General features: G+C 63.1%; 20 protein-coding genes and 2 pseudogenes. 15 read left to right on the plus strand and 7 right to left on the minus strand.

Annotation, left to right across the window (positions count from 1 at the left end):
* Window positions 1–74 precede the first annotated feature (74 nt).
* Both KBT70_RS19210 and KBT70_RS19215 read right to left on the minus strand, forming a co-directional pair.
* Window positions 75–344, minus strand: coding sequence for an amidohydrolase family protein (locus KBT70_RS19210; RefSeq protein WP_363270991.1), 270 nt, complete (start codon window positions 342–344; stop codon window positions 75–77).
* 51 nt (window positions 345–395) lie between these two features.
* The gene (locus KBT70_RS19215) at window positions 396–2,816 is read right to left on the minus strand and encodes an FAD-dependent oxidoreductase (RefSeq protein WP_296637921.1); all 2,421 of its coding nucleotides are present in this window, start codon (window positions 2,814–2,816) and stop codon (window positions 396–398) included.
* A gap of 177 nt (window positions 2,817–2,993) precedes the next feature.
* Between KBT70_RS19215 and KBT70_RS19220 the strand changes: the two genes are divergently transcribed.
* Together KBT70_RS19220 and KBT70_RS19225 are read left to right on the plus strand one after the other, a co-directional pair.
* On the plus strand, window positions 2,994–4,532 hold the full coding sequence (locus KBT70_RS19220; RefSeq protein WP_296637923.1) for a trimethylamine methyltransferase family protein: 1,539 nt from the start codon (window positions 2,994–2,996) through the stop codon (window positions 4,530–4,532).
* Between the two features lie 108 nt (window positions 4,533–4,640).
* Window positions 4,641–4,760: pseudogene (locus KBT70_RS19225) on the plus strand (DegT/DnrJ/EryC1/StrS family aminotransferase); the annotation flags it as partial.
* Window positions 4,761–4,811: 51 nt separating this feature from the next.
* On the opposite strand, the gene KBT70_RS19230 reads toward KBT70_RS19225, so the two are convergent.
* Together KBT70_RS19230 and KBT70_RS19235 are read right to left on the minus strand one after the other, a co-directional pair.
* Window positions 4,812–5,804: a LysR family transcriptional regulator gene (locus KBT70_RS19230; protein ID WP_296637926.1), complete on the minus strand. Its 993-nt coding sequence runs from the start codon at window positions 5,802–5,804 to the stop codon at window positions 4,812–4,814.
* A 35-nt stretch (window positions 5,805–5,839) separates the two neighbouring features.
* Window positions 5,840–6,181: pseudogene (locus tag KBT70_RS19235) on the minus strand (ABC transporter permease subunit); the annotation flags it as partial.
* 461 nt (window positions 6,182–6,642) lie between these two features.
* On the opposite strand from KBT70_RS19235, the gene KBT70_RS19240 reads away from it, so the two are divergent.
* From KBT70_RS19240 to KBT70_RS19255, 4 genes are all read left to right on the plus strand, one after another.
* A complete protein-coding gene (locus tag KBT70_RS19240; RefSeq protein ID WP_296637929.1) occupies window positions 6,643–7,503 on the plus strand; it encodes a putative selenate ABC transporter substrate-binding protein in 861 nt (286 codons plus the stop codon).
* A 5-nt stretch (window positions 7,504–7,508) separates the two neighbouring features.
* Entirely contained in the window at window positions 7,509–8,162 is a 654-nt protein-coding gene (locus KBT70_RS19245; protein ID WP_363270994.1) for an ATP-binding cassette domain-containing protein, read from the plus strand.
* Window positions 8,155–9,666, plus strand: coding sequence for an ABC transporter permease (locus KBT70_RS19250; RefSeq protein WP_296637934.1), 1,512 nt, complete (start codon window positions 8,155–8,157; stop codon window positions 9,664–9,666). The genes KBT70_RS19245 and KBT70_RS19250 overlap by 8 nt, the downstream gene beginning before the upstream one ends.
* A gap of 503 nt (window positions 9,667–10,169) precedes the next feature.
* Window positions 10,170–11,993, plus strand: coding sequence for an alpha/beta fold hydrolase (locus KBT70_RS19255; RefSeq protein WP_296637936.1), 1,824 nt, complete (start codon window positions 10,170–10,172; stop codon window positions 11,991–11,993).
* 36 nt (window positions 11,994–12,029) lie between these two features.
* Here the strand turns inward: KBT70_RS19255 and KBT70_RS19260 are convergent, their stop codons facing one another.
* Window positions 12,030–12,977, minus strand: coding sequence for a DMT family transporter (locus tag KBT70_RS19260; protein ID WP_296637938.1), 948 nt, complete (start codon window positions 12,975–12,977; stop codon window positions 12,030–12,032).
* 170 nt (window positions 12,978–13,147) lie between these two features.
* On the opposite strand from KBT70_RS19260, the gene KBT70_RS19265 reads away from it, so the two are divergent.
* Window positions 13,148–14,470 carry an acetamidase/formamidase family protein gene (locus tag KBT70_RS19265; RefSeq protein WP_296637940.1) on the plus strand — a complete coding sequence of 441 codons (1,323 nt, stop codon included), beginning with the start codon at window positions 13,148–13,150 and terminating at the stop codon, window positions 14,468–14,470.
* 58 nt (window positions 14,471–14,528) lie between these two features.
* On the opposite strand, the gene KBT70_RS19270 is transcribed toward KBT70_RS19265, so the two are convergent.
* Window positions 14,529–14,768, minus strand: coding sequence for a CDGSH iron-sulfur domain-containing protein (locus KBT70_RS19270; protein WP_296637943.1), 240 nt, complete (start codon window positions 14,766–14,768; stop codon window positions 14,529–14,531).
* 164 nt (window positions 14,769–14,932) lie between these two features.
* Here KBT70_RS19270 and KBT70_RS19275 point away from each other — a divergent pair, with 164 nt between their 5' ends.
* From KBT70_RS19275 to KBT70_RS19305, 7 genes are all read left to right on the plus strand, one after another.
* Window positions 14,933–15,625 carry a hypothetical protein gene (locus tag KBT70_RS19275; protein ID WP_296637944.1) on the plus strand — a complete coding sequence of 231 codons (693 nt, stop codon included), beginning with the start codon at window positions 14,933–14,935 and terminating at the stop codon, window positions 15,623–15,625.
* Window positions 15,612–16,586, plus strand: coding sequence for a hypothetical protein (locus KBT70_RS19280; RefSeq protein ID WP_296637946.1), 975 nt, complete (start codon window positions 15,612–15,614; stop codon window positions 16,584–16,586). The genes KBT70_RS19275 and KBT70_RS19280 overlap by 14 nt, the downstream gene beginning before the upstream one ends.
* Window positions 16,587–16,717: 131 nt before the next feature.
* The gene (locus KBT70_RS19285) at window positions 16,718–17,671 is read left to right on the plus strand and encodes a hypothetical protein (protein WP_296637949.1); all 954 of its coding nucleotides are present in this window, start codon (window positions 16,718–16,720) and stop codon (window positions 17,669–17,671) included.
* Window positions 17,668–18,579 (plus strand): glycosyltransferase family 2 protein, encoded by a 912-nt coding sequence (locus KBT70_RS19290; RefSeq protein WP_296637951.1) that lies wholly within the window; start codon window positions 17,668–17,670, stop codon window positions 18,577–18,579. The genes KBT70_RS19285 and KBT70_RS19290 overlap by 4 nt, the downstream gene beginning before the upstream one ends.
* Entirely contained in the window at window positions 18,572–19,540 is a 969-nt protein-coding gene (locus KBT70_RS19295; protein ID WP_296637953.1) for a hypothetical protein, read from the plus strand. The genes KBT70_RS19290 and KBT70_RS19295 overlap by 8 nt, the downstream gene beginning before the upstream one ends.
* 10 nt (window positions 19,541–19,550) lie before the next feature.
* Window positions 19,551–21,236 carry a radical SAM protein gene (locus KBT70_RS19300; RefSeq protein ID WP_296637955.1) on the plus strand — a complete coding sequence of 562 codons (1,686 nt, stop codon included), beginning with the start codon at window positions 19,551–19,553 and terminating at the stop codon, window positions 21,234–21,236.
* Window positions 21,233–22,231 (plus strand): hypothetical protein, encoded by a 999-nt coding sequence (locus KBT70_RS19305; RefSeq protein WP_296637957.1) that lies wholly within the window; start codon window positions 21,233–21,235, stop codon window positions 22,229–22,231. Before KBT70_RS19300 ends, KBT70_RS19305 begins: the two co-directional genes overlap by 4 nt.
* Before the next feature lie 45 nt (window positions 22,232–22,276).
* On the opposite strand, the gene KBT70_RS19310 is transcribed toward KBT70_RS19305, so the two are convergent.
* Window positions 22,277–23,446 (minus strand): DegT/DnrJ/EryC1/StrS family aminotransferase, encoded by a 1,170-nt coding sequence (locus tag KBT70_RS19310; RefSeq protein WP_296637959.1) that lies wholly within the window; start codon window positions 23,444–23,446, stop codon window positions 22,277–22,279.
* Here KBT70_RS19310 and KBT70_RS19315 point away from each other — a divergent pair.
* Window positions 23,445–24,116, plus strand: coding sequence for an acetyltransferase (locus KBT70_RS19315; RefSeq protein ID WP_296637961.1), 672 nt, complete (start codon window positions 23,445–23,447; stop codon window positions 24,114–24,116). The genes KBT70_RS19310 and KBT70_RS19315 overlap by 2 nt on opposite strands.
* Window positions 24,117–24,132 lie beyond the last annotated feature (16 nt).

Here is a 24,132-nt window from a genome sequence, read left to right on the forward strand (position 1 = left end):
CCCGGATGCGCTAAGGGCGCCGCGGGGGTTTCCTGTTCTGGGTCCCTGCGGGTGTTGGGCATCCTCTTTCACTCTCAATCCATGCTCGGCCCATACAAGTCCCCGACGGCTTTGGTGTCATTCAGAGGGCCAAGGCGCTCACGATGTTCAACGACCTTGGCGAAATCAACCCGGCCTTCGTGTTGTGTTTGCGGCCAGTCGCTGCCCCAGACTAGCCGCTCGGCTCCGAGGGTCCGCGTCAAAAACGCCGCGTGGGCGCTCATATACAACCCAGTCCGGCAGGGCGCAGAGAGCTTGACGTAAAGGCGGGAAATGTCAGCGAGCCGCGTGATCCGCGACAACAACGGGTCTCTGCATCCGCAGGGCGGGTGGCTCGCGGTCAGAACGCGCGACTTTCAGGCACGGACGCGCAGATTTTCGGGATCATACAGACATCCCGGCACCACGGTTGCGGGTGTGGGAACACCGATCACGTCGACTGTCAGCCGCGTTCCATCCGCTGCAAAGGCAGGTTCGACAAAGCCCATTGCGATGTTCTTGCCCACGCGATGCCCCCAGGCGACCGATGTGACCGAGCCCACCACGCGCCCCTCAGCGAGGATCGCATCGCCGCCATGGGCTGTCGCATGCACGGCGTCCACGATCATCGACACAAAGGCCCGGCGCGGGCCGTCGCCCTTCATCCTTTCAAGCGCCGCCTTGCCGATGAACTCGGCCTTGTCCAATCTGACAAACCGCCCGAGACCGCTCTCGAACGGGTTGAACTCTGTCACCAGATCCGCCTTCCAGTGGCGGTATCCCTTTTCCAGCCGCATCGATTCAACGGCATAGGACCCGAACAGACGCAATCCATGGGGCGTGCCCGCATGGCGGAGTGCGAGATAGGCCGCGTAAAGCTGTGCGTTCGGAACATGGATTTCATAGGCCAATTCACCCGAAAAGCTGACGGACATCACGACAGCCGGAGCAATGCCCACAAAGGCCCGCCGCACCGAAAGCCAAGGGAAAGCCTCTGCCGACCAATCGCCCCGCGCGGCCGCTGCCAGCACGTCGCGCGCCTTGGGCCCTGCCAGCACGAGGATCGTGTAATCGTTCGTCAGGGACCGGATGCTGACCGACTTGTCCTTCGGCAGATGTGTCGTCAGCCAGTCCATATCGTGATATTCCGACGCGGCGGCGGACCCATACCAGATCGTGCCCCCATCCAGATTGGCCAAGGTCGCCTCGCCCTTCACATTGCCATGGTGGTTGAGAAGGTAGCCAAGACCGACCTTGCCGGTCTTCCGCGTCATCCGCCCGCAAAACATTCTGTTGAGCCAGTCGTGCGCGCCCGGCCCGGTGATCTCGAACCGGTTAAAGCCGTTCACTTCGGTTATGCCTACGCCGGTCTGCACAGCATGAACTTCGGCGGCGACGACATCAAAAGTCTCGTTGAGCCGGAAACCATGTGTCTCGTGGAACTGAGGCGTGGGCTTGATATAGGCAACCCGCTCCCACCCGTTCACTACGCCGAACTCCGCCCCTTCCGCCGCCAAGATCGGCGTCAAGGGCGTGGTCTTCATAGGGCGACCTGCCGGGCGATGCTCGTGCGGAAGATGGAACCGGAATTCATTCTGGTAATCCTCGATGGCCTTCACCGCGCACAGCTCGACATTTGCGTGCCCCGTGAAGCGGCGCGGATCGGTCACCCAGGTGTCGTACTGCGCCTCGCCGTGAACAATCTGCTGAGCCAGAATCCAGCCATGCCCGCCCCCTTCGCCGATCCCGGCACGTAAACCGATGATGCAGAACGCGTTGCGCTTGCCGGGGATCGGCCCGACGAGGGGCGCCCCGTCGATGGTATAAGTAATGGGTCCGTTGACGATGGTATGAATCCCCACCTGCTCCAGTGCGGGCATCCGTTTGAAAACATTTTCCAAAACCGGCAGGATGCGGTCGGTATCCGAAGGACACAGCGCGTTGACAAAATTGGGATCGACCCCGTCCATTCCCCATGTCCGGCAGTCCTGCTCGTAGAACCCGACCAGCAGACCCTGCTTTTCCTGCCGCGCGTAGAAATCGTCGATCGGACAGCGCAACAGCGGCACGCGGCGACCAAAGTCGATGATCCCCTGGATCGGTTCTGTCAGGAAATACTGATGCTCCATCGACATCACCGGATGGTGGATTCCCATCATCGCGCCCACCTCGTTCACGCGGTACCCACAGGCGTTCACAACGATTTCGCAAGCGATGTCGCCCTTGTCGGTGTGCACGATCCAGCTGTCATCCGGTCTTTGCGTCAGGCCGGTGACGGGCGTGTTGCGGTAAACCTCCGCCCCCACCTTGCGGGCCCGTCGTGCCAAGGCCTGGCACAGTTGCGCGGGGTCAATGTCGCCATCCTCGCCGTCCCAGAGGCCCCCGATCAGCCGCTCTGTGGTGATCAGCGGATGCCGCCGCGCGCATTCGGCCGCGTCGAGGATCTCGAACTCCACCCCCATGACCTTGGCCTGGCTGGCAAAGTGCCGGTAGCCGTCCATCGTCGTTTCTGAATTTGCCAGGCGAATGCCGCCGTTGCCATGGTGGTAGTTGATCGGATACTCGGGGTCTGCTGCCAACTCCTTGTAGAGTTTGATGGAGTGGCTTTTCAGCCCCACCATCGTTTGCGTCATCCCGAAATTCGTGACCTGAGCCGCTGAATGCCAGGTCGTGCCGCTTGTCAACTCGTTGCGTTCGATCAACACGACATCGGTCCATCCCTCTTGCGTCAGGTGGTAAAGTGTCGAACAGCCGGCAATGCCGCCACCGATCACCACAACACGGGTCTGGGATTTCATCTTTCACGCTCCTCGCTCTTGCCGAAAAACCAAGCGCGAAGGCCGCGTGCTTCGTCAACCAAGCCTCGATCCGTTCAAGGAAAGCGAAGCCCTTCGTCCAAAAATATGAAGCCTTCGCTTGGATGTTGTCAGCTTGTGGCGGATCGACCCCTATGACACGTGAAACGGAGGGCCACGATGACCGACGAACGAACCGGACGGCGCAGCGGCGGGCGGGCAGAGCGGGTTGCTCAGCGTGCGCTGCCGCCTGCGGTAAATCCCTGCTCGCCGGGCCAGCGGGGTGGGCAATACCGGCCCCTCTCCGATGCCGACATGGTGGCGATCTACCAGACTGCCCTGCGGCTGCTGGCCGAGCTTGGTGTGGGCGAAGTGCCCGAGGTTCTGGTCAAGCCCTTCCTTGTCGCGGGAGCGAGGCTCGGCGGCGGTCGCGTCTATTTTCCGCAGGAGTTGGTGGAAAAGGTCATCGGCATGGCTGCCAAGACCTTCACCTTCCACGGTCGCGACACCGCCCGCTCGATTGAAGTTGGCGGCGACCATGTCCATTTTGGGACCGGGGGGGCAGCGGTCCTGACACTGGACATCGACACGGGCGGCTACCGGCCGTCCACCCTGCGCGATCTGTACGATTTCACCCGGTTGCAAGACACGTTGACCAATGTCTCCTGGTTCACCCGCTGCTGCGTGGCGACCGATCTGCCGGACATCTACGAACTCGACGTGAACACAGTCTTTGCGCTGATGAAAGGCACCACGAAACCCGTCGCGACCTCTTTCACCATTCACGAGCATGTCGCCCCGATCATGCGTATGGTCGACATGGGCCTTGGCGGTGACGGCACATCTGGCCTGTTCCGCGAAACGCCGTTTCTCAAGGCTCATATCTCGCCGATGATCTCGCCCATGCGCTATGGCGAAGATGCGGTCATGGTCACACTCGCCTGCATGGCGCATGGCATTCCGCTCTCGTGTATCACGGCCGCGCAATCCGGGGCCACCGCGCCCGCCACACTGGCGGGTTTCCTTGCACAATCCCTGGCCGAAACGCTGGCCAGTCTGATCATGGTCAACGTCATCAAGCCGGGCCATCCGATGGTCTTTTCCAATTGGCCACTGGTGGTGGATCTGCGGACCGGCTCCTTTGTTGGGGGCGGTGGGGAAATCAGCGTGATGAACGCGGCCTCCGCGCAGATTTCAAACTGGCTCGGTCTTCCCTCCGGCGTCGCCTCCAGCATGACGGATGCCAAGGTGCCAGATGCGCAATACGGGTCCGAGAAGGGAATTTCCTCACTGGCCGCAGCGCTGGCTGGCGGAAACCTGATCTACGAATCCTCAGGCATGATGGCCTCGCTTTTGGGTGCGTCTTTCGAGGCATTCATTCTGGATGACGAGATGCACTCGTTGATTTACCGCACTCTGCGCGGCGTCGAAGTGAATGACGAGACCTTGGGATACGAGGCAATCCGTGAGGCAGTCCTTGGCCCCGGTCATTTTCTGGGCGGCGCGCATACCATCGCCGCGATGCAACGTGACTATTTCTACCCCACCATCGCCGACCGCGATGCGCCAATGACGTGGGACGAGAAGGGCCGCCACGATGCTTGGGGGCGTGCAAAACTTGCTGCTCGCCGAGTGCTGGAAACGCACCACCCCACCTACCTGACCCCCGAGGCGGAAGCCCGGATGCGCGCCGAATTCCCCATCCTGCTGGGGCCTTAGATGGCGGAAATATTCAATTAGAGCGTGTTGCGTGAAGGCAAATGAACACAAACCCCCGCTCCGCATTCCGGCAATGGCGCGGGCGAAACGGGATCATCCGCCGAACTCGAGCGTGCCGTTGGCAGTTTCGTCGGGCAGCCCTATTGCCTTGCCGTTACTTCTGCAGGACAGGCGTTGCAGATCACCCTCTGCGCGGCCGGGATCGGACCGGGCGACCGCGTTCTGACACACGCCGTTACACGTGCCCCGGTGCCCCGGCGCAATCGCGCGGGTGCGGTCCTAGCCGTCGTCCTCGGCGACTTCGATTGCCGCCTCGAACCCCGGTGCTATGGCGCAAAAACGGGGAACCAACACGTTGCGCAGGATGCGGCGACAATCCCGAGCCAATGCCTCGGGCAAGTGACCCAGCTCTTCAGCCCGGGCGACAAGGTGGATATGCCGGCTCTCGCCCGCGAACGGCAAAGGCAGGATATCCAGCATCGGGATGAATCGCTCCGCATCGAGCAGGTTCAGCGGCGTCGTCAGGGTCCAGCCCCCGGTCTGGACGACCATGGCAAGCACCGAGCGGGTCGCCTCAAAGGCAAAACGGCGCGGCACGTTCAGCTTTACCCGCTTCAGGTGCTGGGCGACCTTCTGGCCGATGGGCATCGTCTCGGAATACTGCACAAAGGGCAGACGGGCCAGTGTCGCGCGGACGTCCACATCGGGCCGGATCGCGCCCTTGGCGGCCACCAGAATGAACGCCTCTCGCAGGATCGGCACGGACTGATAGGTGTTGCTGTCCGCGGGCAAAAGGGCCGTGACCGCGATGTCCGCATCGCGTGATTGCAGACGCTCGATGATGTGATCGGACCGGCCTGAAAAGGCATGGACAAAGCAATTCCTGAACCGCGCCTGCAGGGCGGACACCAGCACAGGGGTCAAAGAGGCATCCAGATCATCAATGATGGCAAGTTTCAAACTTGGCAGATTGGTCATGCTGATCTCGGCCAATTCGGCCTGCGCTTCCGAGACGACCGACAGGATACGGTGGGCATGGGCGCGCAGCAGTTGGCCCGCGGGCGTCAGCGTCACGGGCTTGGCACGGCGATCAAAAAGCTTGGCCCCGATGGCGCTTTCCAGTGCAGTAATGTGCTGGCTGACACCCGACGATGATCCGCCGATCCGCGCTGCGGCCCCCGCAATTGATCCCGCCTCTTCCAAGGCAACGAACACGCGCAGGCCGCGCAGCGTCAATTCGGCGGGCAATCGAGCAGGGGAGTCGGCGGGCATGAAAGGCTCCTTTTCAATACTCTAGATCAGTTCGTTCATTTTCGGAAACTGCCCTGCACGATGCGGTCAATCATCATGGCACAGAGCAGGATGGCACAGAGCAGGATGGCAATTCCCGCAAGCAACCCTTGCCCCTTGGCCGCGTATTGCAGCGAGGTCAGCACAACCAATCCCAGCCCCTGCGCACCGATCAGGCTGGCGATCACCACCATCGACAGGCACATCAGGATGGTCTGGTTGATCCCCGCCGGGATTGACGCGCGGGCCGGCGGCAGTTCGACCCCGCGCAGCACGTGCCATTTGGTCGCCCCATGGGCGCGGGCGGCCTCTTTCACATCCTCTGCCACGCCGGTCAGACCGAGCGTGGTGAGGCGGAGCGCCTCTTCAAGGTCGTGGGTGATGAAGAGGGTTGTCTTGCCCAGCTTTTGGGACAACTCCATGAATTGGTTCTGCAACTGCCGCCGGATCAGCCCGCCTTGTGCAAGTCGGCCAGCGCTGCGTCATAGGCGATTTGGCGGCGGCCCTCAGCCACGCCGCTGTCGATCAGGCGAAATGGTGTCATAGCTCTTCCCACGCGACTGCGGGACCGGCATCGCGCGGGGGCGCATTGTCTCGGGTCGGTTCCAGTCGCCTGCGCCTGTTCGAGCCGCCGGAGAGCAGGACGCCGCGCAGGTGCCGCGTTTCGGCGATGCGCCGTGCGCGCTCCGCCCCATCCCGAGGATGGCTTTCGCCTTGCGTGAAGCGGACGAAAGATCTGGCCGGGGACCCATGTCACGGACCTGCCTTGTCGCCCCAACTCATCGCGATATAAGAGTGCTTTTGAAAAGAAGAGGATGACATGCGAGTCTTTCACAGAATTGGTGCGATCTGCGCCGCTTTAGTGCTGGCCGGAACAGCCAATGCTCAAACACTATATTTTTCGGCCATTCCCGACGAGGACGAGACCGCGCTGATGACGCGGTTCTCCAAGGTGGCGGCCTATCTTGAGGAAGAATTGGGCGTCGAGGTGGAATTCGTCCCCGTCAAGAGCTATCCGGCTGCGGTCACGGCGTTCCGCAACGATCAGGTGCAGCTTGCGTGGTTCGGCGGGCTGTCGGGCGTGCAGGCACGGCAATTGGTGCCGGGGGCGCGGGCGATTGCCCAAGGGTCCGAGGACCCGACGTTCATCACCTATTTCATCGCCCACAAGGATACCGGACTGGTGCCGGATGAGGCTTTTCCAATGGCCGCTGAAGGGATGAGCTTTACCTTCGGGGCCAAGACCTCGACGTCGGGGCGGTTGATGCCAGAGTTCAATATCCGGCAGAACACCGGCAAGGCGCCAGAGGACTTCTTTGATCGCGTCGGGTATTCGGGTGATCACAGCCAGACCCTGCGGCTGGTGGCCTCTGGGGCGTGGCAGGTGGGTGCTCTCAATTACGCCGTCTACGACAAGGCACTGGCCGAGGGTGCGCCCGAGACCGAGAGCGCCAAGGTGATCTGGCAGACGCCGCCTTATCCCGATTACAACTGGACGATCCGGGGCGATGTCGATGCGCGCTTTGGCGAAGGCTTCGCGGACCGGGTGCAGGCGGCGCTGGTGGGGATGACCGATCCCGACCTGCTGGCGAGTTTCCCGCGCGAGGCCTTCATTCCGGCGCAGAACTCCGACTTCGAGCCGATCGCCGAGACCGCACGCGCGCTTGGCCTGATGGAGTGAACCGGGTGCTGCTGGACCGGCAATCGCTGGGCTATGGGGCTGCGCCGGTCCTGACGGGGGTGAGCTTTGCGCTCGCTCCCGGTGAGCGTGTGGCACTCTTGGGTCGTAGCGGCGCGGGAAAAACGACGCTTCTGGGTGCGCTTTACGATGCTCTTCTGGCTCAGGGCAACCGGGTGGCGCTGGTGCCGCAGGAACAAGGGCTGGTGCCGCAACTGAGTGTGTTGCGCAATGCGCTGATGGGGCGGCTTGACGATCACGGGGCGCTTTACAACCTGACCAATCTTGTGCGCCCGCGCGCGGCGGATCGCGCCGGGGTGGGCGAGGTTTTGAGTATCCTTGGGCTATCGCCGCAAACGGATCGCGCGGTCGAGGGGCTGTCGGGTGGTCAGAAACAACGCGTCGCGCTGGCGCGTGCGCTCTGGCGGGGCGGCGATGTCCTGCTGGGGGACGAGCCGGTCTCGGCGCTGGATGAAACGCAGGGAGCCGAGATCTTGAGCCATATTGCCGCCCGGTTCAACCGTGTGGTGCTGGCCCTGCACGATGTCGATCAGGCGCTAGGGTTTGCGACGCGCGTGGTCGGCCTCAAGGACGGGCGCGTTGTCCTCGACGCCACCCCCGCCGACATTTCGCGCGCGCGGATCGAGGCCCTTTATGCCTGAACACCTGAGCCGCCTTCAGGTCACGGCAGGGCTGTTGTTGCTGGCGCTGTTGGCGCTGCCCTTTGCCGATCTCACGCTGGCGGGGCATGATCCGCGCGGCGTGCTCTGGCGCATGGCGCAAGGGTTTCTCGCCCCCGATTTCAGTGCGGTGGATGAAATCGGTCGCGCCCTGCTGCTCACAGTGATGTTCGCGGTGGCCGGTGTTGCGGCGGGCGGTGTTGCGGGGGTGATCATGGCCCCCTTTTACGACCGACCCGGCCTGCGCGCGTTCTGCATCGCGCTGCGGTCGGTGCATGAATTGTTCTGGGCGCTGCTCTTGTTGCAGGTGTTCGGCATCGGGGCGCTGACCGGTGTTCTGGCCATCGCGCTGCCCTATGCGGGCATCTTCGCCAAGGTCTTTGCCGAACATCTCGACGAGGCCGATCAGCGCTCCGCCCGCGCCTTGCCCAAGGGGGTGGATGCGCTGTCACGGTTTCTCTATGCCCGCGCGCCTCTGGCACTTGAACCGATGCGGATCTATGCGCTCTACCGGCTGGAATGCGGGTTGCGGTCTTCGGCGGTGCTGGGGTTCATCGGCTTGCCGACACTGGGCTTCCAACTCGACAGTTTCTTTCGTCAGGGCGAGTATGGCGCGGCCTCCGCGATCATGATCCTCTATGTGGCGCTCATTGCGTCCATCCGGCTCTGGATGCGCTGGCGGCTGGTGCCGGTCTGGATCGCGGCTGCGTTGGGGGTGCTGGCCTCGGTCCAAAGCCCGCCAATGGGGCAGGGCGCACTTTGGCGCTTCTTGACCGAGGATATCGTGCCTGTCCCGTTACGCGGCGGCTGTGACGGGGCGGCGCTGGCCGATTGGTTGAGGGACATCCTGACCATGGAGGCGCTGCCGGGGCTGGTGGCCACGGTGATCTGCGCGCAAATCGCGCTGGCCCTGACGGGGGCGGTGGCGTTCTTCGGTTTTGGTCTGATCGTGCCCCGCGTGAGCGGCCGCGTGGGCGCTGCTCTGGGGCATCTCGGGTTGGTGATCCTGCGGTCCTTTCCCGAATACATGCTGGCCTATCTTTTTGTGCAGGTCTTCGGCCCCTCGATGCTTCCTGCGATCCTGGCGCTGTCCTTGCATAACGGCGCGATCATCGGTCATCTGCTCGGGCGGCAGGCCGAGGCCCTCTGCCCGGACCTGCGCGCGGATGCGCCGCGCGGTGCCACGCTCTGGGGATGGGAACTGGTGCCTCGCCTTTTCGGCCCGTTTCTGGCGCTCTGTCTCTATCGTTGGGAGATCATATTGCGCGAGACAGCGGTCATGGGTCTTCTTGGGGTCATGACGTTGGGCTTTTTCATCGACAGCGCCATGGCCGAGCTACGTCTGGACCGCGCGCTCGTGCTTTTGGTCGTGGCCGGCGGGCTGACGGCGGCGGTCGATGCGCTATCTCGGGCCATCCGGCGGCGCCTTGGGACGGGGGCGCTACGCCGGGTGCCGCGCGAGACGCTGCTTGGAGAGCGGGCATAACAGAGACACCGGATATGCGCGGCACCCTCTGTCCCAAGCCGGTGCTGGCTCTGAACCGCAGGTTAAAGACCCTGCCGGCAGGGGCTCAATTGGTCCGCACGGCGGCGACGATCCAGCTTTTGTTGGGCAATCAGAGCGTGGCGGGTGGCGCAACATTGCACCACTTACGTCCCGCGTCTTCCGACTGGCCCCGAACGCGGATCTCACAGACCCTTGGGGACGGCGCGCGCGGCTGCGGTGTGGACCCGGCAGGGCTCGACTAGGCGGTAGGGCTGACCGCACTGCGCCGCGCGCTGGGCTTGCCAACCACTTGGTGTCCTTGTGCCGTGCAGGACCAATCACCCGCCTTCCCCCCGCGGTCGAGGCGGCTTTGCGCTCGATCAAGGCGCGCTCTGCCGTCCTCTCTATGCTCAATGCTGTGTTCCGAGTCGTGGCCAATTCCGGTCGTAACCAAGCAAGGCCGCAGGGCGCTGCGCCTCTGCCCATGATCCGAGGGACGATAAATGACCAAAGCACCGCACCGTATCGCAACAACAGTGCCAAGGCGGCCGGTCCCCCGTCGCCCCTCCGTGACCGCCCCCGTGACACCGCCACGACCAGAATCCGCGCCCGTGCATCCGCACCAGACCCTCGACCGCGCCGCGCGCGCCACGCAGGCCCGGCACAGTGCCGGGGTCTCGCCCCATTCCTTCATCGAGGCTTGGGCAGACTGGGCCCAACACATGAGCCAGGCTCCGGGCCGCCAACTGGAACTGATCGAGCGCGCGCAGCGCAACGCGCTCATGCTGATGACGCAGATGGCAGGCCCCAAGACCGACGCGGCCCCGCCCTTTGCACCGAGGCCCTTCGATCACCGGTTCCGCCACAAAGGCTGGCAGAAACAGCCCTTCCACCTCTGGCAGCAGGCTTTCCTTGCCACGCAGGACTGGTGGGATTTTGCAACCGAGCCTCTGCGCGGCCTTCGCCCCGAAAACGCAGAGCGAACCCGGTTCATGGTCCGACAGGCGCTCGACGTCGTGTCTCCGTCGAACTTCCCTCTGCTGAACCCGGAAATCCTCGCGGCCACGATCCGCTCCGGCGGGCGGAACCTGACCGAGGGGGCCGTCAATGCCGCACATGATGCCCTCAAGACCGTGACACAAGCCCGTGATCCGGTGCCAGAAGGCTACCGCCTCGGGCAGGATCTTGCCTGCACGCCGGGCCAGGTGGTGTTCCGCAATGACCTCTTCGAACTGATCCAATATGCGCCGCAGACCAAAGAGGTGCGGTCCGAGCCGATCCTGATCGTTCCGGCCTGGATCATGAAATACTACATCCTCGACCTCTCGCCGCAGAATTCGATGGTGAACTATCTCGTGCGTCAGGGTTTCACGGTCTTCGTGATCTCGTGGTGCAATCCCACCGCCGCGCAAGCGGAGCTCGCGCTCGAGGATTACCGCACCGACGGGGTGATGGCGGCGCTCGGTGCCGTGAACGCCATCGTGCCAGACCAAAAGGTGCACGCCGTGGGCTATTGTCTGGGCGGCACGATCCTCGCTATCGCAGCCGCCACCATGGCGCGCGACCGCGACGACCGGCTGGCCTCGATCACGCTGATGGCGGCTCAGGTCGATTTTGCCGAAGCGGGCGAACTGCTCCTCTTCGTCGATGAAAGCCAGGTGGCCTTTCTCGAGGACATGATGTGGGATCAAGGCTATCTCGACCGGCCCCAGATGGCGCGCACGTTTTCGGCGATCCGGTCCGAAGACCTGATCTGGTCGCGGGCCGTGCAGCGTTATTTCCTGGGCAAGGAGGATACACCCACCGACATGGGCGTGTGGCTGGCCGACACGACGCGGATGCCCGCGCGGATGCATTCGCAATACCTCCGGGGGCTGTTTCTTGAAAACCGCCTGACCGCCGGGCGCTTTGCCGTCGAGGGACAGGTGATCGCGCTCAAGGACATTTCCGCACCGATCTTTGCCGTTGCCACCGAAACCGACCACATCGCGCCCTGGCGCTCGGTGTACAAGACCCAACTCTTCACCAATTGCGACCTTACCTTTGTTCTGACCAGCGGTGGCCACAACAGCGGTATCGTCAACGAGCCGGGCAATCCGCGCAGCCGTTTCCGTGTCTCGCATCGACCGACAGGGGCGCTCTATGTCGGGCCGGATGCGTGGTTAGAGCGCAATGCCGACCGGCAGGGATCGTGGTGGCCTGAATGGGCAGACTGGCTTGCGGGCAAAAGCAGCGGCACGCAGCCCAGCCCCAAGGCGCTCGGGGCTGCCGCACGCGGGCTCCCTCCGATCGAGGCAGCACCCGGCTCCTATGTGCATCAGATGTAGGCGCGATAGCCCAGAGCACTTTGTCGCCCGCTCGCCTCAGATCGGCGGTGCGGCGCGTTCGGTGATCAACTGGCGGGCGGTCACGCGCTCTCGGTGGATCATGTAGAGGCCCGCGCCGATGATGATGGCGATGCCCGTGAGGGTCAGCGCGTTGGGGAAATCTCCAAACACCAGATAGCCCAGCAATGTCGCCACCGGCAGTTCCAGATATTGCAGCGGTGCCAGCGTGGCCGAGGGTGCCAGCGACAGCGCATAGGTCATCATCATGTGGCTCAGCGTCGCAAAGAACCCGACCCCCAGCAACCAGAGCCATGCGATACCGTCCGGCCAGACCGGATCGAGCATGTCGATCCCCGTGCCCTCTGCTAGGATCATCACCGGCAGGCAGAGCAGGCTGGCAATCAGGCCCGTATGAAACTGCAATGTGACCGGATGCACCCGCCGCGACAGCCCGCGTGTGACGAGGATGTAGAACGCAAACCCCACCGCGGTCCCGAGCGGAAAGAGCGCCACCGCACCAAAGGCCGCGAAACTGGGCTGGATCACGAAAAGGACGCCGACAAAGCCCACCAGTGCCGCGCCCACGCGGCGCGGGCCGACATCCTCGCCCAAATAGAACTTGCCCACCAAGAGCACGATGAACGGGGCCACAAAGACGATCGCCAGCGCATCGGCCAGCGGCATGACCCGGATTGCGGCGATAAAGCAGAAGGTTGCGCCAAAGAGCAGCACCGCGCGCGCCAAAAGCGCCAACCATTGCGCGCGCGGCACGCGCACCGACAGCCCCATGATCCAGACAAACGGGGCCATCAGCGCGCATTGCACGATGAACCGCGCGGCGGTGATCTGGCCCACGGGAACGCTGGTCGATGCCAGCTTGGCCGCCACATCCAGCAAGGGAGCGGTCACGCAAAACCCCAGCATCAGGGCAACCCCGGCAAGAATGCGGTCGGTCGACGGAGAGGCAGAGGCAACGCGTGTCATGCCCCCGCATAGGATGTCCCCCCGACCGCGTCTATCCCCTTTGCGACGCATCGCGGCCCCCAAGACAAGCGCCATAGCCCCTCACAGCAGGACCCTAGACATTGTTCCGGCAGAGATTACCATGCAGCCATCCTCATTCCACACCATCCTCATCCCACAAGGAGATTGCCATGGCCGACGGAAGCCCCGACCTCACCACCGCACGGCGCAGCGTTGTCGTCAGCGGCTTTACCAACAGCGTGCTTGATCCAGAGGCCCCGATGCTAGGGCCCGTCGAGAATGGCGGCACGATCATTGCCAACACCGCCCCCGGATGCTGGGGGCCGATGATCACACCACGGTTGCGCGGCGGTCACGAGGTGACGCAGCCTGTGGCGGTGGCGGGTGCCGAAGTGGGCGATGCGGTGGCGATCCGGATACGGGATGTGACCGTGACCTCGATTGCCACGGCCTCGGGGCATGACAGCTCGCCCGAGGGGTTTTGTCTTGGCGATCCCTATGTGGCGGCGCGCTGCCCCGTGTGTGATACGGTCTGGCCCGAAACCCATGTCGAGGGGATCGGTCAGGACTGCGTGAAATGTGACACCTGCGGCAATGCGGTGACGCCGTTCGAGATTGTCCACGGCTATACCGTCACCTTTGACGATACGCGCACCGTCGGCCTGACCCTGCCAGAGGCGGCGGCGGACAGGATTGCCCAGAACCCCAACCACTATGCCGCCCTGCCGGATGCAAGCCGTCAACATTCGATCCTGAGCTATGCGCCCCATGACATGCCGGGTGCTATGGTCCGGATGCGGCCCTTTCTGGGTCAACTTGGGACTTGCCCGTCGATGGCCATGCCCGACAGCCATAATGCGGGGGATTTCGGCGCGTTCCTTGTCGGCGCGCCCCATGCCTATGCGATCACCTCTGAACAACTGGCCGAGCACAAGACCGATGGACATATGGATATCGACGCGGTGCGACCGGGGGCGATCCTGATTGCGCCGGTCAAGGTCAAAGGCGCGGGCGTCTACATGGGCGATATGCACGCGGCACAGGGCGACGGTGAAATCGCGGGTCACACCATGGATGTTTCAGGCAGCGTGACGCTTCAGGTGGAGGTGGTCAAAAACTATCCGATCGACGGCCCAGTGCTCTTTCCGCTGCTCGAAGACCTGCCGCCGCTGGCCAAACCCTTTAGCGCCGACGAGCGCGCAAAGGCGCAGCGTCTGGCCAACCAGTGGTCGGTTGCCGAAATCGAGACTGTTGCGCCTATCTCGGTCATCGGCACCGCCGCCAATCTCAATGACGCAATCACCAACGGGTTGGAGCGGGCGGCAAAACTGCTCGGCATGACCGTCGCCGAAGTGCGCAACCGCGCGACAATCAACGGCGCAATCGAGATCGGGCGCGCGCCGGGGGTCATTCAGGTGACATTCCTTGCCCCCCTGTCCCGGCTTGATGCCGTGGGCTTGGGTCACTACGCGCGCGAACAGTATAACCTCTGAGCCACTGGGTTGGGGGCACCGTCCCCCAACCTGACCAGCGCCGCGCGGCCCCTTTGGTCTAGAGCTTGCTGTGCGTCCCGTCGCAGAGCGGCGCCTTGCCGCTGTGCTTGCACCCGCAAAAGAACACCCGCTTGCTCGTGTCGGCGGTGTATTTCACCGGGGCAAACCCTGTGTCCTTGTGGCTCCCATCGCAAAAAGGCTGCTTGCTGCTCTTGCCACAGGCGCACCAGAAATAGGTTTTGCCCTCTTCGACCTCGACAGGGTAGGGCGCCTTTTGTGCGATAACGGGGTCTGCCATGTGATCTGCTCCTGTGTTGGACCTTGCGCGTAGATAGCACGGTCCCGGCCCTGATCCAGCGCGCCGCGCGCGCAGAGGCCATGGGGAACTAGCGTTTGACATCCCCCCCCTCGCCAGTAAGGTTCCCCAACGCAACGGTTTTCCAAGGTCACGAAGCTCTCAAGATGACATCTTCTCGCGCGATTGCAGTCTTGGGCATGCACCGGAGTGGCACCAGCACTCTTGCCGGGACGCTCCGCGCGGCGGGGGTGGAATTTGGCGCGGTGCTTGACAAGACCTTTCGTCTCAACCCCAAGGGCCTGCACGAGGCCCCCTCAATTCTCTTCATGCATCAGGACCTTCTGGAAACCAATCAGGGCGATTGGCATGATCCCCCCGCCGAGGTCGTGTGGGGCAAACTGCATTCTGCCGTGCGCGATCTCTTCATCGAGTCGCGGGCAGGGGTGCCGGTTTGGGGCTTCAAGGACCCGCGCACCCTGCTGACCCTCGAGGGGTGGTTCGAGGTGCTGCCAGACCTCGCATGTGCGGGCATATTCCGGCATCCGGCCGAGGTCGCGCTGTCCCTGTCCCAACGCAATCAGTTCCCGCTAGACAAGTGTTTCGAGATCTGGCGCGTCTACAACGAACGGCTTTTGACGTTCCAGCAGCAGCGCGGCTTTCCGGTCATGGAATTCGTCGGCGATGCCGCGCGCATGAGGCGGTCCTTTACACAAATGCTGGAACAACTGGACCTGCCTGCCGGGGCCGAGGCGCTGTCCTTTTACGAACCCGAGCACAAGCATCACGACCGTCCCGACCTCGACCTGCCAGCGCCGGTTGCCGCCCTCTATCGACACCTGCAAGATGTGGCGCTCTGACCCCGTGTTCCGCGCACATTCGACCCGGCTTTTCCCCAAGGGACAAGGTGCCGACGCCTATGAGATCACCGGCATAGCCTCCTGCTGCGATTGGGTTCTTTTGACCGACCGGGCCGCGCCGCGGGCGCATCTTGTCCGCCGGGTGCAGACAGACCAGCCGCGCCACATCTTTCTCTCGATGCGGTCGCCCTTCACGGCCATTCCCCATTTCGCCCGCCATGTGCTGCCCATGCTCACCGCGCCTTTCGTTCTGGTCAGCGGCTCCGAGGACGCCACGGTGCCTGTCCAGATGGATCAACGCTGGCGCCGCTTTGATGCCTCTGAACAAGAGGCGATCCAACAGGTTCTCGACCATCCGCTGCTCTTGCATTGGGTCGCCGAGAACCTCGATTCCGCCAGCCATCCCAAGCTGCGACCGATCCCCGTCGGCATGGTCTACAACGCCGAACCCAAGATCCGCGACAGCACCGCATGCCCGACTGTGCCGCCCACAGCCACCCGCCCTTTGCGGGTTCTCTGCGCGCACCGGACCCGCCCCGGACCACAATGGGACAGACGCAAGCATGTCACTGAATTGGCGCAGACCTGCTGGGACAGTTGGTGCACGATCATCCAAGAGGACATCTCGGAGTCCGACTTTCTCGCACTCCTGACGCAGCACGCCTTCGTGCTCTGCGTCGAAGGGGGCGGTCTCGACCCCTCGCCCAAGGCATGGCAGGCGGTGTTGCACGGCACCATCCCGATTGTGCGACAAACCGCGCTCGCCCCGGCTTATCAGCGCTTGCCGGTGGCCTTCGTCGCGGAATGGACCCCAGACGCGCTTGACCCGGCGCGATTACACGCGTGGCTGACCGATCTCGCGCCGCATCACGACAATGCAGACCGCCGCAAAGAGGTGCTGCACAGGCTCAGTCTCGAGTATTGGTGGGACTATATCACCGACCTCGCCCGCCCCGCGTGACCTCTCGCGCCAAGGAACAAGCCCCGGCTGCGGTCTGCGGCAAACATATCCGTTTGAGAGTGGCAATCGGGATTGTGCGAGGGCGAAGCCTTTTCTATGAAAGGCCAATCACGAAACCGAGAGGAAGCGCGATGCAAACAGAGCCTCGACGTTTCCTGATTGCCAGCCACGGATGGAGCGGAAGCTATTGGTTGGCGCATGTGTTGCATGGTCTGCCGGGAATTGCCTGCGTTCATTCCAGCGCAGCCTTGCCCGCCGCAGAGGATGATCCCTATGCGATTGACGCAATCCTGTCTCAGGGCACGCTAGACGACGTTTATGCCCGTCTTGGCGTCCTGCGCGCAGGATATCTTGACCGCGCCACGCGGCAGCCCTCCACGCTCTGCCAAGAGGTCGCGGCAGGCTTTCCAGAGGCGCGGCTCGTCGGGTCCGTGCATACCTTCAGGATGCGGGATTTGCCCCGGTCCTTCGCGGATCTGGGGCCAAAGGGCGCGGGCATTTCCGTGGCCAACCTATTGCGTCACCCTGTGTCCTTGGTGCGCTCCGGCTACGGACAGTTTCGCGACAGCATGGCGATTGATCTCAACGAACACGCGTGGATCGCCCGCCGCGTGGCCGAAACGGACCTGCCCGCGTTCGAGCGCATTTCGGCCCGCCATGGGGTGCGGCCCGGCGCCTTCGACGCGCTCTGTTTTCTGGGGGCCTGCTGCACCCTTGGCGGGCTCGCCGAGGATTTTCGCGCCGCCCGCGCGCTAGAAGACGACGGGCGCGCCGCATGGCTGGGTCACATTCTCATGGAGCGGATGATTGCCGACACGGGCTATCTCGCCCACTGGATCGAGCGGCTCAACGACGGTCCTATGCCCTTGACCACCGGCGCTCTGGACACGTCGGTCCTCGCAGGACGCCGCAATCGCCACAATCATGAGGCAGGGGCCGAAACCCCAGACCGGGTTTTTGCAGAGTGGTCCGATTGGCAGCGCGCCATCTTCGTTCATTGCCTAGATCACTTCGGATTGCGCGCGCCCTATGCGGCGGTCGGATATGATCTGTCGATGCTACCGCCGCCAATGGACGCGCAATGAACGTCGTCATCGCGCTGCTCGTCGGCAATGAGGCCGAACTGATCGAGGCGCAGATCGCGTATCATCTGGATCTTGGCGTTGTCGGAATGGTCATCGCCGACCTGAACTCGCTGGATGGGACAGCCGAACGCCTTGCGCCCTACGCGACCGACCCTCGGTTGGTGATCCGCCGGTTCGAAGAGGACAGCCTCATCTCTGCCCAAGGCATGCGCATGTCCGAGGTCTGGGCCTGGACGCTCGACGCAGCGCGCAGCCATTTTGCGCCCGATTGGGTGGTGCGGCTGGATGCCGACGAATTCCTGATGCCGCAAACCCCCGATCTCGCGCAGGCCTTTGCCGCCCATGACACTCACATCGCGACACGTATTCCGCGCCACAATGCGGTGTTCGAGGCAGGCCCGCCAGAGGTCTTTGCCGGTTCCCGGAGCTACGCCGATCTGGCGGCCCAAGTCATTGTCAAAACACCGCTTTCCTCCGATGCCGCGCGCGCCGGTGCGCAGGATGCCTGCCCCCTTATCCTGACCCGGATTCAGCCCAAGGTCGCGGTTCGGCCCGACGCTGTTGGCAATTTCACAACCGGCGGCCACGGTGCCGTTCACGCGAATGGCACGGCGCTGAAAATTCCGACCTCCCGGTCGCTCGCCATCGTGCATTACTGGTTCACCACGCTTGGCCGCTTTCAACGCAAATCCTCGTTTCTTCTGGAGTTTGAAGAGCGTTATCGCCGGTTCATGCCGGAAAAGGCCGGGTGGAAATGGTCGCATTGGGCGCGGGTCGCCGCCGAGGGGCCAGCGGCCGTCGTGGCGGAATTCGCCCGGCAGTTCCCCGATCCCGAGACCTGCGCCCAGTTGCGCCGCGATGGGATCATCGGCCCCGCAGCCCAACTCTGGAGCGACCCGAATGCCTGAGCCTTGGACCCGCCGTGGCCGATTGCTGATGCCCGAGGACCTACCGGGCAACCACCGGCTGTTGCAGATGCCGTTTTGCTGGGAATTGGCAAACGGGCTCTTGCGCATCGCGGTCTCTGCACGCGATGCGCAGAACCGGGCGCATGTCTTCTCCTTTGATGCCGATCCCGAGGACGACATGCGCATCCATCGCGTCGATCCTGCGCCGATCTATAGCCCAGACAGATTTCCCGGCGCCACCAGCGTGGGCTTGTCGTGTGTGCTGCGCGATACCGACGGGCAAATGCGGGCCTTTGGCGGTGCGCTGTGGCTGACGCCGCCCAATTACCAGATTTCCATCTTCACCTGCACTTCAGACGATGACGGGCAGAGCTTTTCCGACCCGGTTATCGTATTGCCAGCATCCCGGAACCGGGGTTTGCCGGTGCTTTCGGGTTGCGTCCGGCGCGAGGGGCCGCTCTGGCGCATGTGGTATACCGCCTTCGAAGAGTGGAGACCGCGCCCCGGTCAGGACCCGGATGCGCGATATTGCATCCGCCACGCCACCTCGCAGGATGGTCTGCAATGGGCGCAGGACGTGGGGTTTGCTCTTGCACGCCGCTCCGACGCCGAGGCCGGAATCATCAGCCCGACGGTGATTTCGGACAAGCACGGCTATGAAATGTGGTGCAGCCTGCGTGGCCCCTACAGCGATGCCAACCCGCAGTTGCGCCGCTATCGGCTGATCCGGGCAACATCGGAGAACGGCGAACGCTTTGCGATGGATACGCAGGCCCGCGTCTTTGGCAATCCTCCGGTCCCCGGTGATTGGGACCATGACATGCAATGTTATCCTCACCTGTTGCGCGCAGGGAACCGCCCCGATATCCTGCTCTATGTAGGTAATGGATATGGGGCCGCAGGTGTGGGTTGGGCATCCCGTCCGGCAGGGTCTTCCGACACATATCAACCGTTGCCTTAAAGGTCACTGAATGAACATTCCGGCCCCGATCCCCCCACGTCTCGCCAAATTCGCTCCGATCACGACCTCGGAGATCACAGCGCCTGCGCATGAGACAGGCCGCAAACGCTTGCGGATCGCCATCGTCAACCCTGACTATCCGCCGGGCGTCTATACCTATCATTACGGTCTCGAAATTCTCAAAGGGCCGGTCAAATCCTCGATTCAGACCGGTGCCCTGCCAACGCTTGCCGGTTTGCTTGATCCACGCCACGACATTGCGATTTTTGACGAGGCGGTCCGCCCTCTGGATCTCGATTATCTGGCGGGGTTCGATGTGGTCGCATTTACCGCGATGATCGTGCAAAAGCCGCGCGTGCTGCAACTTCTCGCGGCGCTTTTCAGACGTGGGCCGATGGTGGTTCTTGGCGGGCCGCTCGTCACCGCAGAAGAGCATCTCTTTATCGGCAAGTGCGATGCCGTTTTCATCGGCGAAGCCGAAGAAACCTGGCCTGCCTTTGTCGAGGATCTGGCCGCCGGGAACCCCACGCAAACCCGGTATGAACAGACCGAGCGGACGGACATGGCAACCGTCCCCATCCCGCGCTTTGACCTGCTGGAGAGCAGTGCCTATAGCACGGTCTCGATCCAGTTTTCCCGTGGCTGCCCCTTTCTCTGCGAGTTCTGCGACATCATTGTGATGTTCGGCCGCCGCCCGCGCACCAAACCCGTGCAAAAGGTTCTGGCCGAATTGGATGCGGCCCTTGCTGTCGGGTTCCGCAGTTGCTTTCTGGTCGATGACAATTTCATCGGAAACAAGGCTGCCGCCAAGGACCTGCTCCGCGCTCTGATCGACTGGCAGGAAACGCACGGCTTTCCGATGAATCTCAGCACCGAGGCAAGCGTCAATCTGGCCGAAGACGATGAAATGCTCGACCTGATGGTGCGCGCTGTTTTCACGCAGGTGTTTCTGGGCATCGAATCCCCGAACGAGGCCTCCTTGCTCGAAACACGCAAGGTCCAGAACGTCAGAGCGGGCACATTGCTGTCCCGGCTAGAGCGGATTCGTCAATCGGGCATGATCGTGCGCGGCGGTTTCATCGTCGGTTTCGATGAGGACTCGCCGCGCATCTTCGACGATCAGTTCAACTTTATCAGCGCCGCCGCGATTCCCATGGCCACGGTCAGCATCCTGTCACCATTGCCGACCACACCGCTGCACAAACGTCTGGCAGAGGCGGGGCGACTGGTCGAACACGATCCTATCTGCGGGTTCGAGCCTGCGCAGATGAGCCGGGAGCAGCTCAAGGCCGGTCATCAGGATCTGGTTGCCCGGCTGTTTGACCCGGACAACTTTTTCGATCGCGTCTTCAGGTCGTTTGACGGTCCCGAGGCGTTTCGCGACCGCCTTGCGGCGGACCGCACACGTCGCCGCGCAGCCACTGGAGTGCGGACCTATCTGACCACGGCGCGCCACTCTCTGCGGTTGGCAATGCACGCGATCCGCCATCGTCACCCGCGCGTGTTGCCCGCCTATCTGCGGAACTGGCGGCGCAACCGGCGCTTGGGTCTGGTGGCGCTGTTGGGGCCTGAATGTGTCCGGCTGTGCATCTTGCACTGGCACCAGTATCGCCTGACCCATGGACATCTCGGATCAAATTGGTTTTCGGTGGAAACGCCGAACGACACACCGATCACTGTCGGAGCAAATCCTTGAGCGTATTGCATCTTCATGTCGGCCTACCCAAGTGCGGCTCGACGGCGCTTCAGAAATACTTTCGCGACAATCGCGCCGCGTTGCTGGCGCAGGGGGTCGACTATCCCGCGCTGTCACCCGGTCACACGGGCAACCTGACCCCCTATGCCTTTTCTTTCCGCCCGCCTGAGGCGCGGCGATGGTTTCACCAGACCTACCCGAGCTATGACATTTCCAAGGCCGAAACCGATCTGCGTGCGGCCCTTGCGGCGCCAAAGGCTCCCCGCCTGCTCTTGTCGAGCGAGGCTTTGATCAAGCAGAGCCACGGCGTCGACATCGACTGGATGGCCGAGCATTTTGACGCGGTGCATGTCCACATTTTCTTCCGACCTCGCGCGCCACTTCTGATGTCGGCCTACGAGCAGCTTCTACGCGGTGGGCATGAACAAGACGATGTGACTGGCTTTCTCGACAGATCCCTCCAGATGCCGGAAATGCAGCTTGCGGCCTATCTCGCACGCTGGCAGGCCTTTGCCGGGAAGGACCGCACGCACATTTATTTCATTTCCAACGACAGGCCTACAATTGAACGACAGTTCCTGACCGTGCTGGGGATTGATCCCGCCACCATGCCAAAGCCGGTATCCCGCGCCAATCAGGCGAAATCCGCCTTTGTTCATTGCGTTCTGGCCCATGCCAGCAGGCGCAATCTCATCTCGACCGTGCAGCAGAAACAGCGCCTCTTCGCGATTGCGGCTCAGTATGATCCTGATCCCGCCGCGCGCCTCTTGACGCCAGAGATTGCCCACTGGATCGACGCCGCTTATGCCGAGGATACTGACCGCCTCTTGTCGATGCAGCAGGTGATGTCCTGCAAGGACTTGGAAACCGATCCCGAGACCCTGCCGCGTTCAACAACCTTCGCCGAAATCGAGGCCCTGCCGGTCTTCGACGCGGCCATGCAGCAGATATTGGCCGATGGTGCGCTCACGCAGATGCCCGGCCAAGGGGCCTAGTATGTGGCCTGCGGGTGCGGTCCTTCTCCGCCCCGCCTGCCGCCGCTAGTGTCTCTCTCCTTGGGCTTCTGCGGGGATGATAACCTCTTGCAAGACCCCAAGAATCCGGTCGCGCGGCAGATCGACGAAACTCGGCAGACCGATGAGCGTTTGGCAGAGCGACGTGGTGTTTGGCAAAGGGTCAGAGGGCCAGTCCGCATAGGCCGGATGCTGAGCAATCCCGCCCCCATACCAGAACAGGCTATCAATGCCCGCCTGATCAAGCTGGCTCACCAGATGCGCGGCCGCCTCGGGCGAAACCGCTTGATAGAGCGCATAGCAAACGGCCAGTTTCGGCGCGCTGTGGATCGCGGATGACCCCTCGCGCCAGCTTTGCGCCACCTGCGACCATGTCGCGGCCTTTGCCGCCCAACCGTCCAGTTCGGCATGCGCGACACTGGCATGGTATTCGCTCATCTTGCCGTTGATCCCCGGCGTCTGGGCAATCCGTGTTCCCAGAAAGCCAAAATTGAGCGCCGCGTGGACCGCCCTCATCGTGTCGGTATCCGAGGCAACAACCAGCCCGCCTTCGCCACACCCAAAGCTCTTGGTCGCATGCAGGCTGACGGCGACGGGCAGACCGGGGGGCACCTGCCGCGCCTCCGCACAGAACCATTCGAAACAGGCCGCACCGTCGATTGCCACGGCAATGCCGGTATCTTCGGCGAACTGCGCCCAGGCCTCCAGATCCGGCGCGCGCCCATAGGGGGCAACGGGCACCACCACGGCGACCTCCTCCAGCCGCGGATGGGACCGGAGCGCTTGTGGATCAAGAGCCCAGCTTTGGGCATCCACATCCACGATATGCAGCGACAGACCGGCGGCCTGTGCCGCCGCGGCCGTTGCCACATAGGTATAGGCAGGCACAAGGCACAGAGTGCGACCGGGGCGGGGTCGAAACGCCCGCGCCGCCGTGATGGCCGCCCCCAGTGCGAGCGTGCCATTGGCGCAGGCAATGACCGATCCCGCCGGCACACCGAACCCAAACGCAAGCCGCGCCTCAAGCTCTCTGACCAGCGGGCCATGATTGCTATAGCGCCGTGCGGCGTCCATGCGGCGCAGATAGGGTGCGACGGCCTCTGCCGATGGAAGCAGCGGAAGGGCAATCGGCAGCCTGTCTTGCAACGCGCTCTGCGGCAATGGTAGGCTCGGGATATCGCGGGGCGGAGTATTCATGACAGATGTCGTTATTTTCGGGGCTGGGCAGTTGGCCGAAGTTCTGGCGTTTTATCTGGAAGCAGACCCGGACCTGACCGTCGTCGGATACACGGTGGATCGCGCATTCATGCCCGAGTCCGGTCGCTTTGGCAATCTGCCGATTGTCGCATGGGAAACGATAGAGCAGCATTTTCCGTCCGATCAGGTCCAGATCCTTGGCCCTCTCAGCTATCGCGACAATAACCGGTTCCGCCGCGACAGATATCTCGAGGGCAAACGCAGGGGCTATGACTTTGCCAGCTATATCCACCCGTCCTCGCATGTCGCCGGGGCGCATATCGGTGAGAATTCCATCATCCTCGAGGAATGCACCGTTCAGCCCTTCGCCCGCCTCGGGGCCTGCTCTGTGCTCTGGAGCAAGGTCCACATCGGCCATCATACAGAGATCGGCGATGCCTGCTTTTTCGCCTCCTATTGCGGCATCGCCGGGAATTGCCGCGTCGGCTCGTGCTGTTTCTTCGGCGGGCATTCCGGCCTTGTCGACAATTGTTCGGTCGGCTCCGATTGCATCGTGACCGCCGGCACCGTCATCACCCGGTCCGTGCCCGAGGGCGCGGTCGCCTTTGACCGCAAGCTTCAGATCGTCGAGAAAGCGGCGCGGCGGTTCGCCCGCAAGCTGTTGGGCTAGGCGGCCGACATGCGGG

Origin of the sequence: Roseovarius sp., assembly GCF_018066915.1 — a bacterium.
In the GTDB taxonomy this organism is placed as follows: Bacteria; Pseudomonadota; Alphaproteobacteria; order Rhodobacterales; family Rhodobacteraceae; genus Roseovarius.

What these genes read in the sequence shown, in the direction of transcription:
- KBT70_RS19215 (WP_296637921.1), bottom strand. Translation starts at nt 2,816, where the DNA reads ATGAAATCCCAGACCCGTGTTGTGGTGATCGGTGGCGGCATTGCCGGC.
- KBT70_RS19220 (WP_296637923.1), top strand. Translation starts at nt 2,994, where the DNA reads ATGACCGACGAACGAACCGGACGGCGCAGCGGCGGGCGGGCAGAGCGG.
- KBT70_RS19230 (WP_296637926.1), bottom strand. Translation starts at nt 5,804, where the DNA reads ATGCCCGCCGACTCCCCTGCTCGATTGCCCGCCGAATTGACGCTGCGC.
- KBT70_RS19240 (WP_296637929.1), top strand. Translation starts at nt 6,643, where the DNA reads ATGCGAGTCTTTCACAGAATTGGTGCGATCTGCGCCGCTTTAGTGCTG.
- KBT70_RS19250 (WP_296637934.1), top strand. Translation starts at nt 8,155, where the DNA reads ATGCCTGAACACCTGAGCCGCCTTCAGGTCACGGCAGGGCTGTTGTTG.
- KBT70_RS19255 (WP_296637936.1), top strand. Translation starts at nt 10,170, where the DNA reads ATGACCAAAGCACCGCACCGTATCGCAACAACAGTGCCAAGGCGGCCG.
- KBT70_RS19260 (WP_296637938.1), bottom strand. Translation starts at nt 12,977, where the DNA reads ATGACACGCGTTGCCTCTGCCTCTCCGTCGACCGACCGCATTCTTGCC.
- KBT70_RS19265 (WP_296637940.1), top strand. Translation starts at nt 13,148, where the DNA reads ATGGCCGACGGAAGCCCCGACCTCACCACCGCACGGCGCAGCGTTGTC.
- KBT70_RS19270 (WP_296637943.1), bottom strand. Translation starts at nt 14,768, where the DNA reads ATGGCAGACCCCGTTATCGCACAAAAGGCGCCCTACCCTGTCGAGGTC.
- KBT70_RS19275 (WP_296637944.1), top strand. Translation starts at nt 14,933, where the DNA reads ATGACATCTTCTCGCGCGATTGCAGTCTTGGGCATGCACCGGAGTGGC.
- KBT70_RS19280 (WP_296637946.1), top strand. Translation starts at nt 15,612, where the DNA reads ATGTGGCGCTCTGACCCCGTGTTCCGCGCACATTCGACCCGGCTTTTC.
- KBT70_RS19285 (WP_296637949.1), top strand. Translation starts at nt 16,718, where the DNA reads ATGCAAACAGAGCCTCGACGTTTCCTGATTGCCAGCCACGGATGGAGC.
- KBT70_RS19290 (WP_296637951.1), top strand. Translation starts at nt 17,668, where the DNA reads ATGAACGTCGTCATCGCGCTGCTCGTCGGCAATGAGGCCGAACTGATC.
- KBT70_RS19295 (WP_296637953.1), top strand. Translation starts at nt 18,572, where the DNA reads ATGCCTGAGCCTTGGACCCGCCGTGGCCGATTGCTGATGCCCGAGGAC.
- KBT70_RS19300 (WP_296637955.1), top strand. Translation starts at nt 19,551, where the DNA reads ATGAACATTCCGGCCCCGATCCCCCCACGTCTCGCCAAATTCGCTCCG.
- KBT70_RS19315 (WP_296637961.1), top strand. Translation starts at nt 23,445, where the DNA reads ATGACAGATGTCGTTATTTTCGGGGCTGGGCAGTTGGCCGAAGTTCTG.
- KBT70_RS19310 (WP_296637959.1), bottom strand. Translation starts at nt 23,446, where the DNA reads ATGAATACTCCGCCCCGCGATATCCCGAGCCTACCATTGCCGCAGAGC.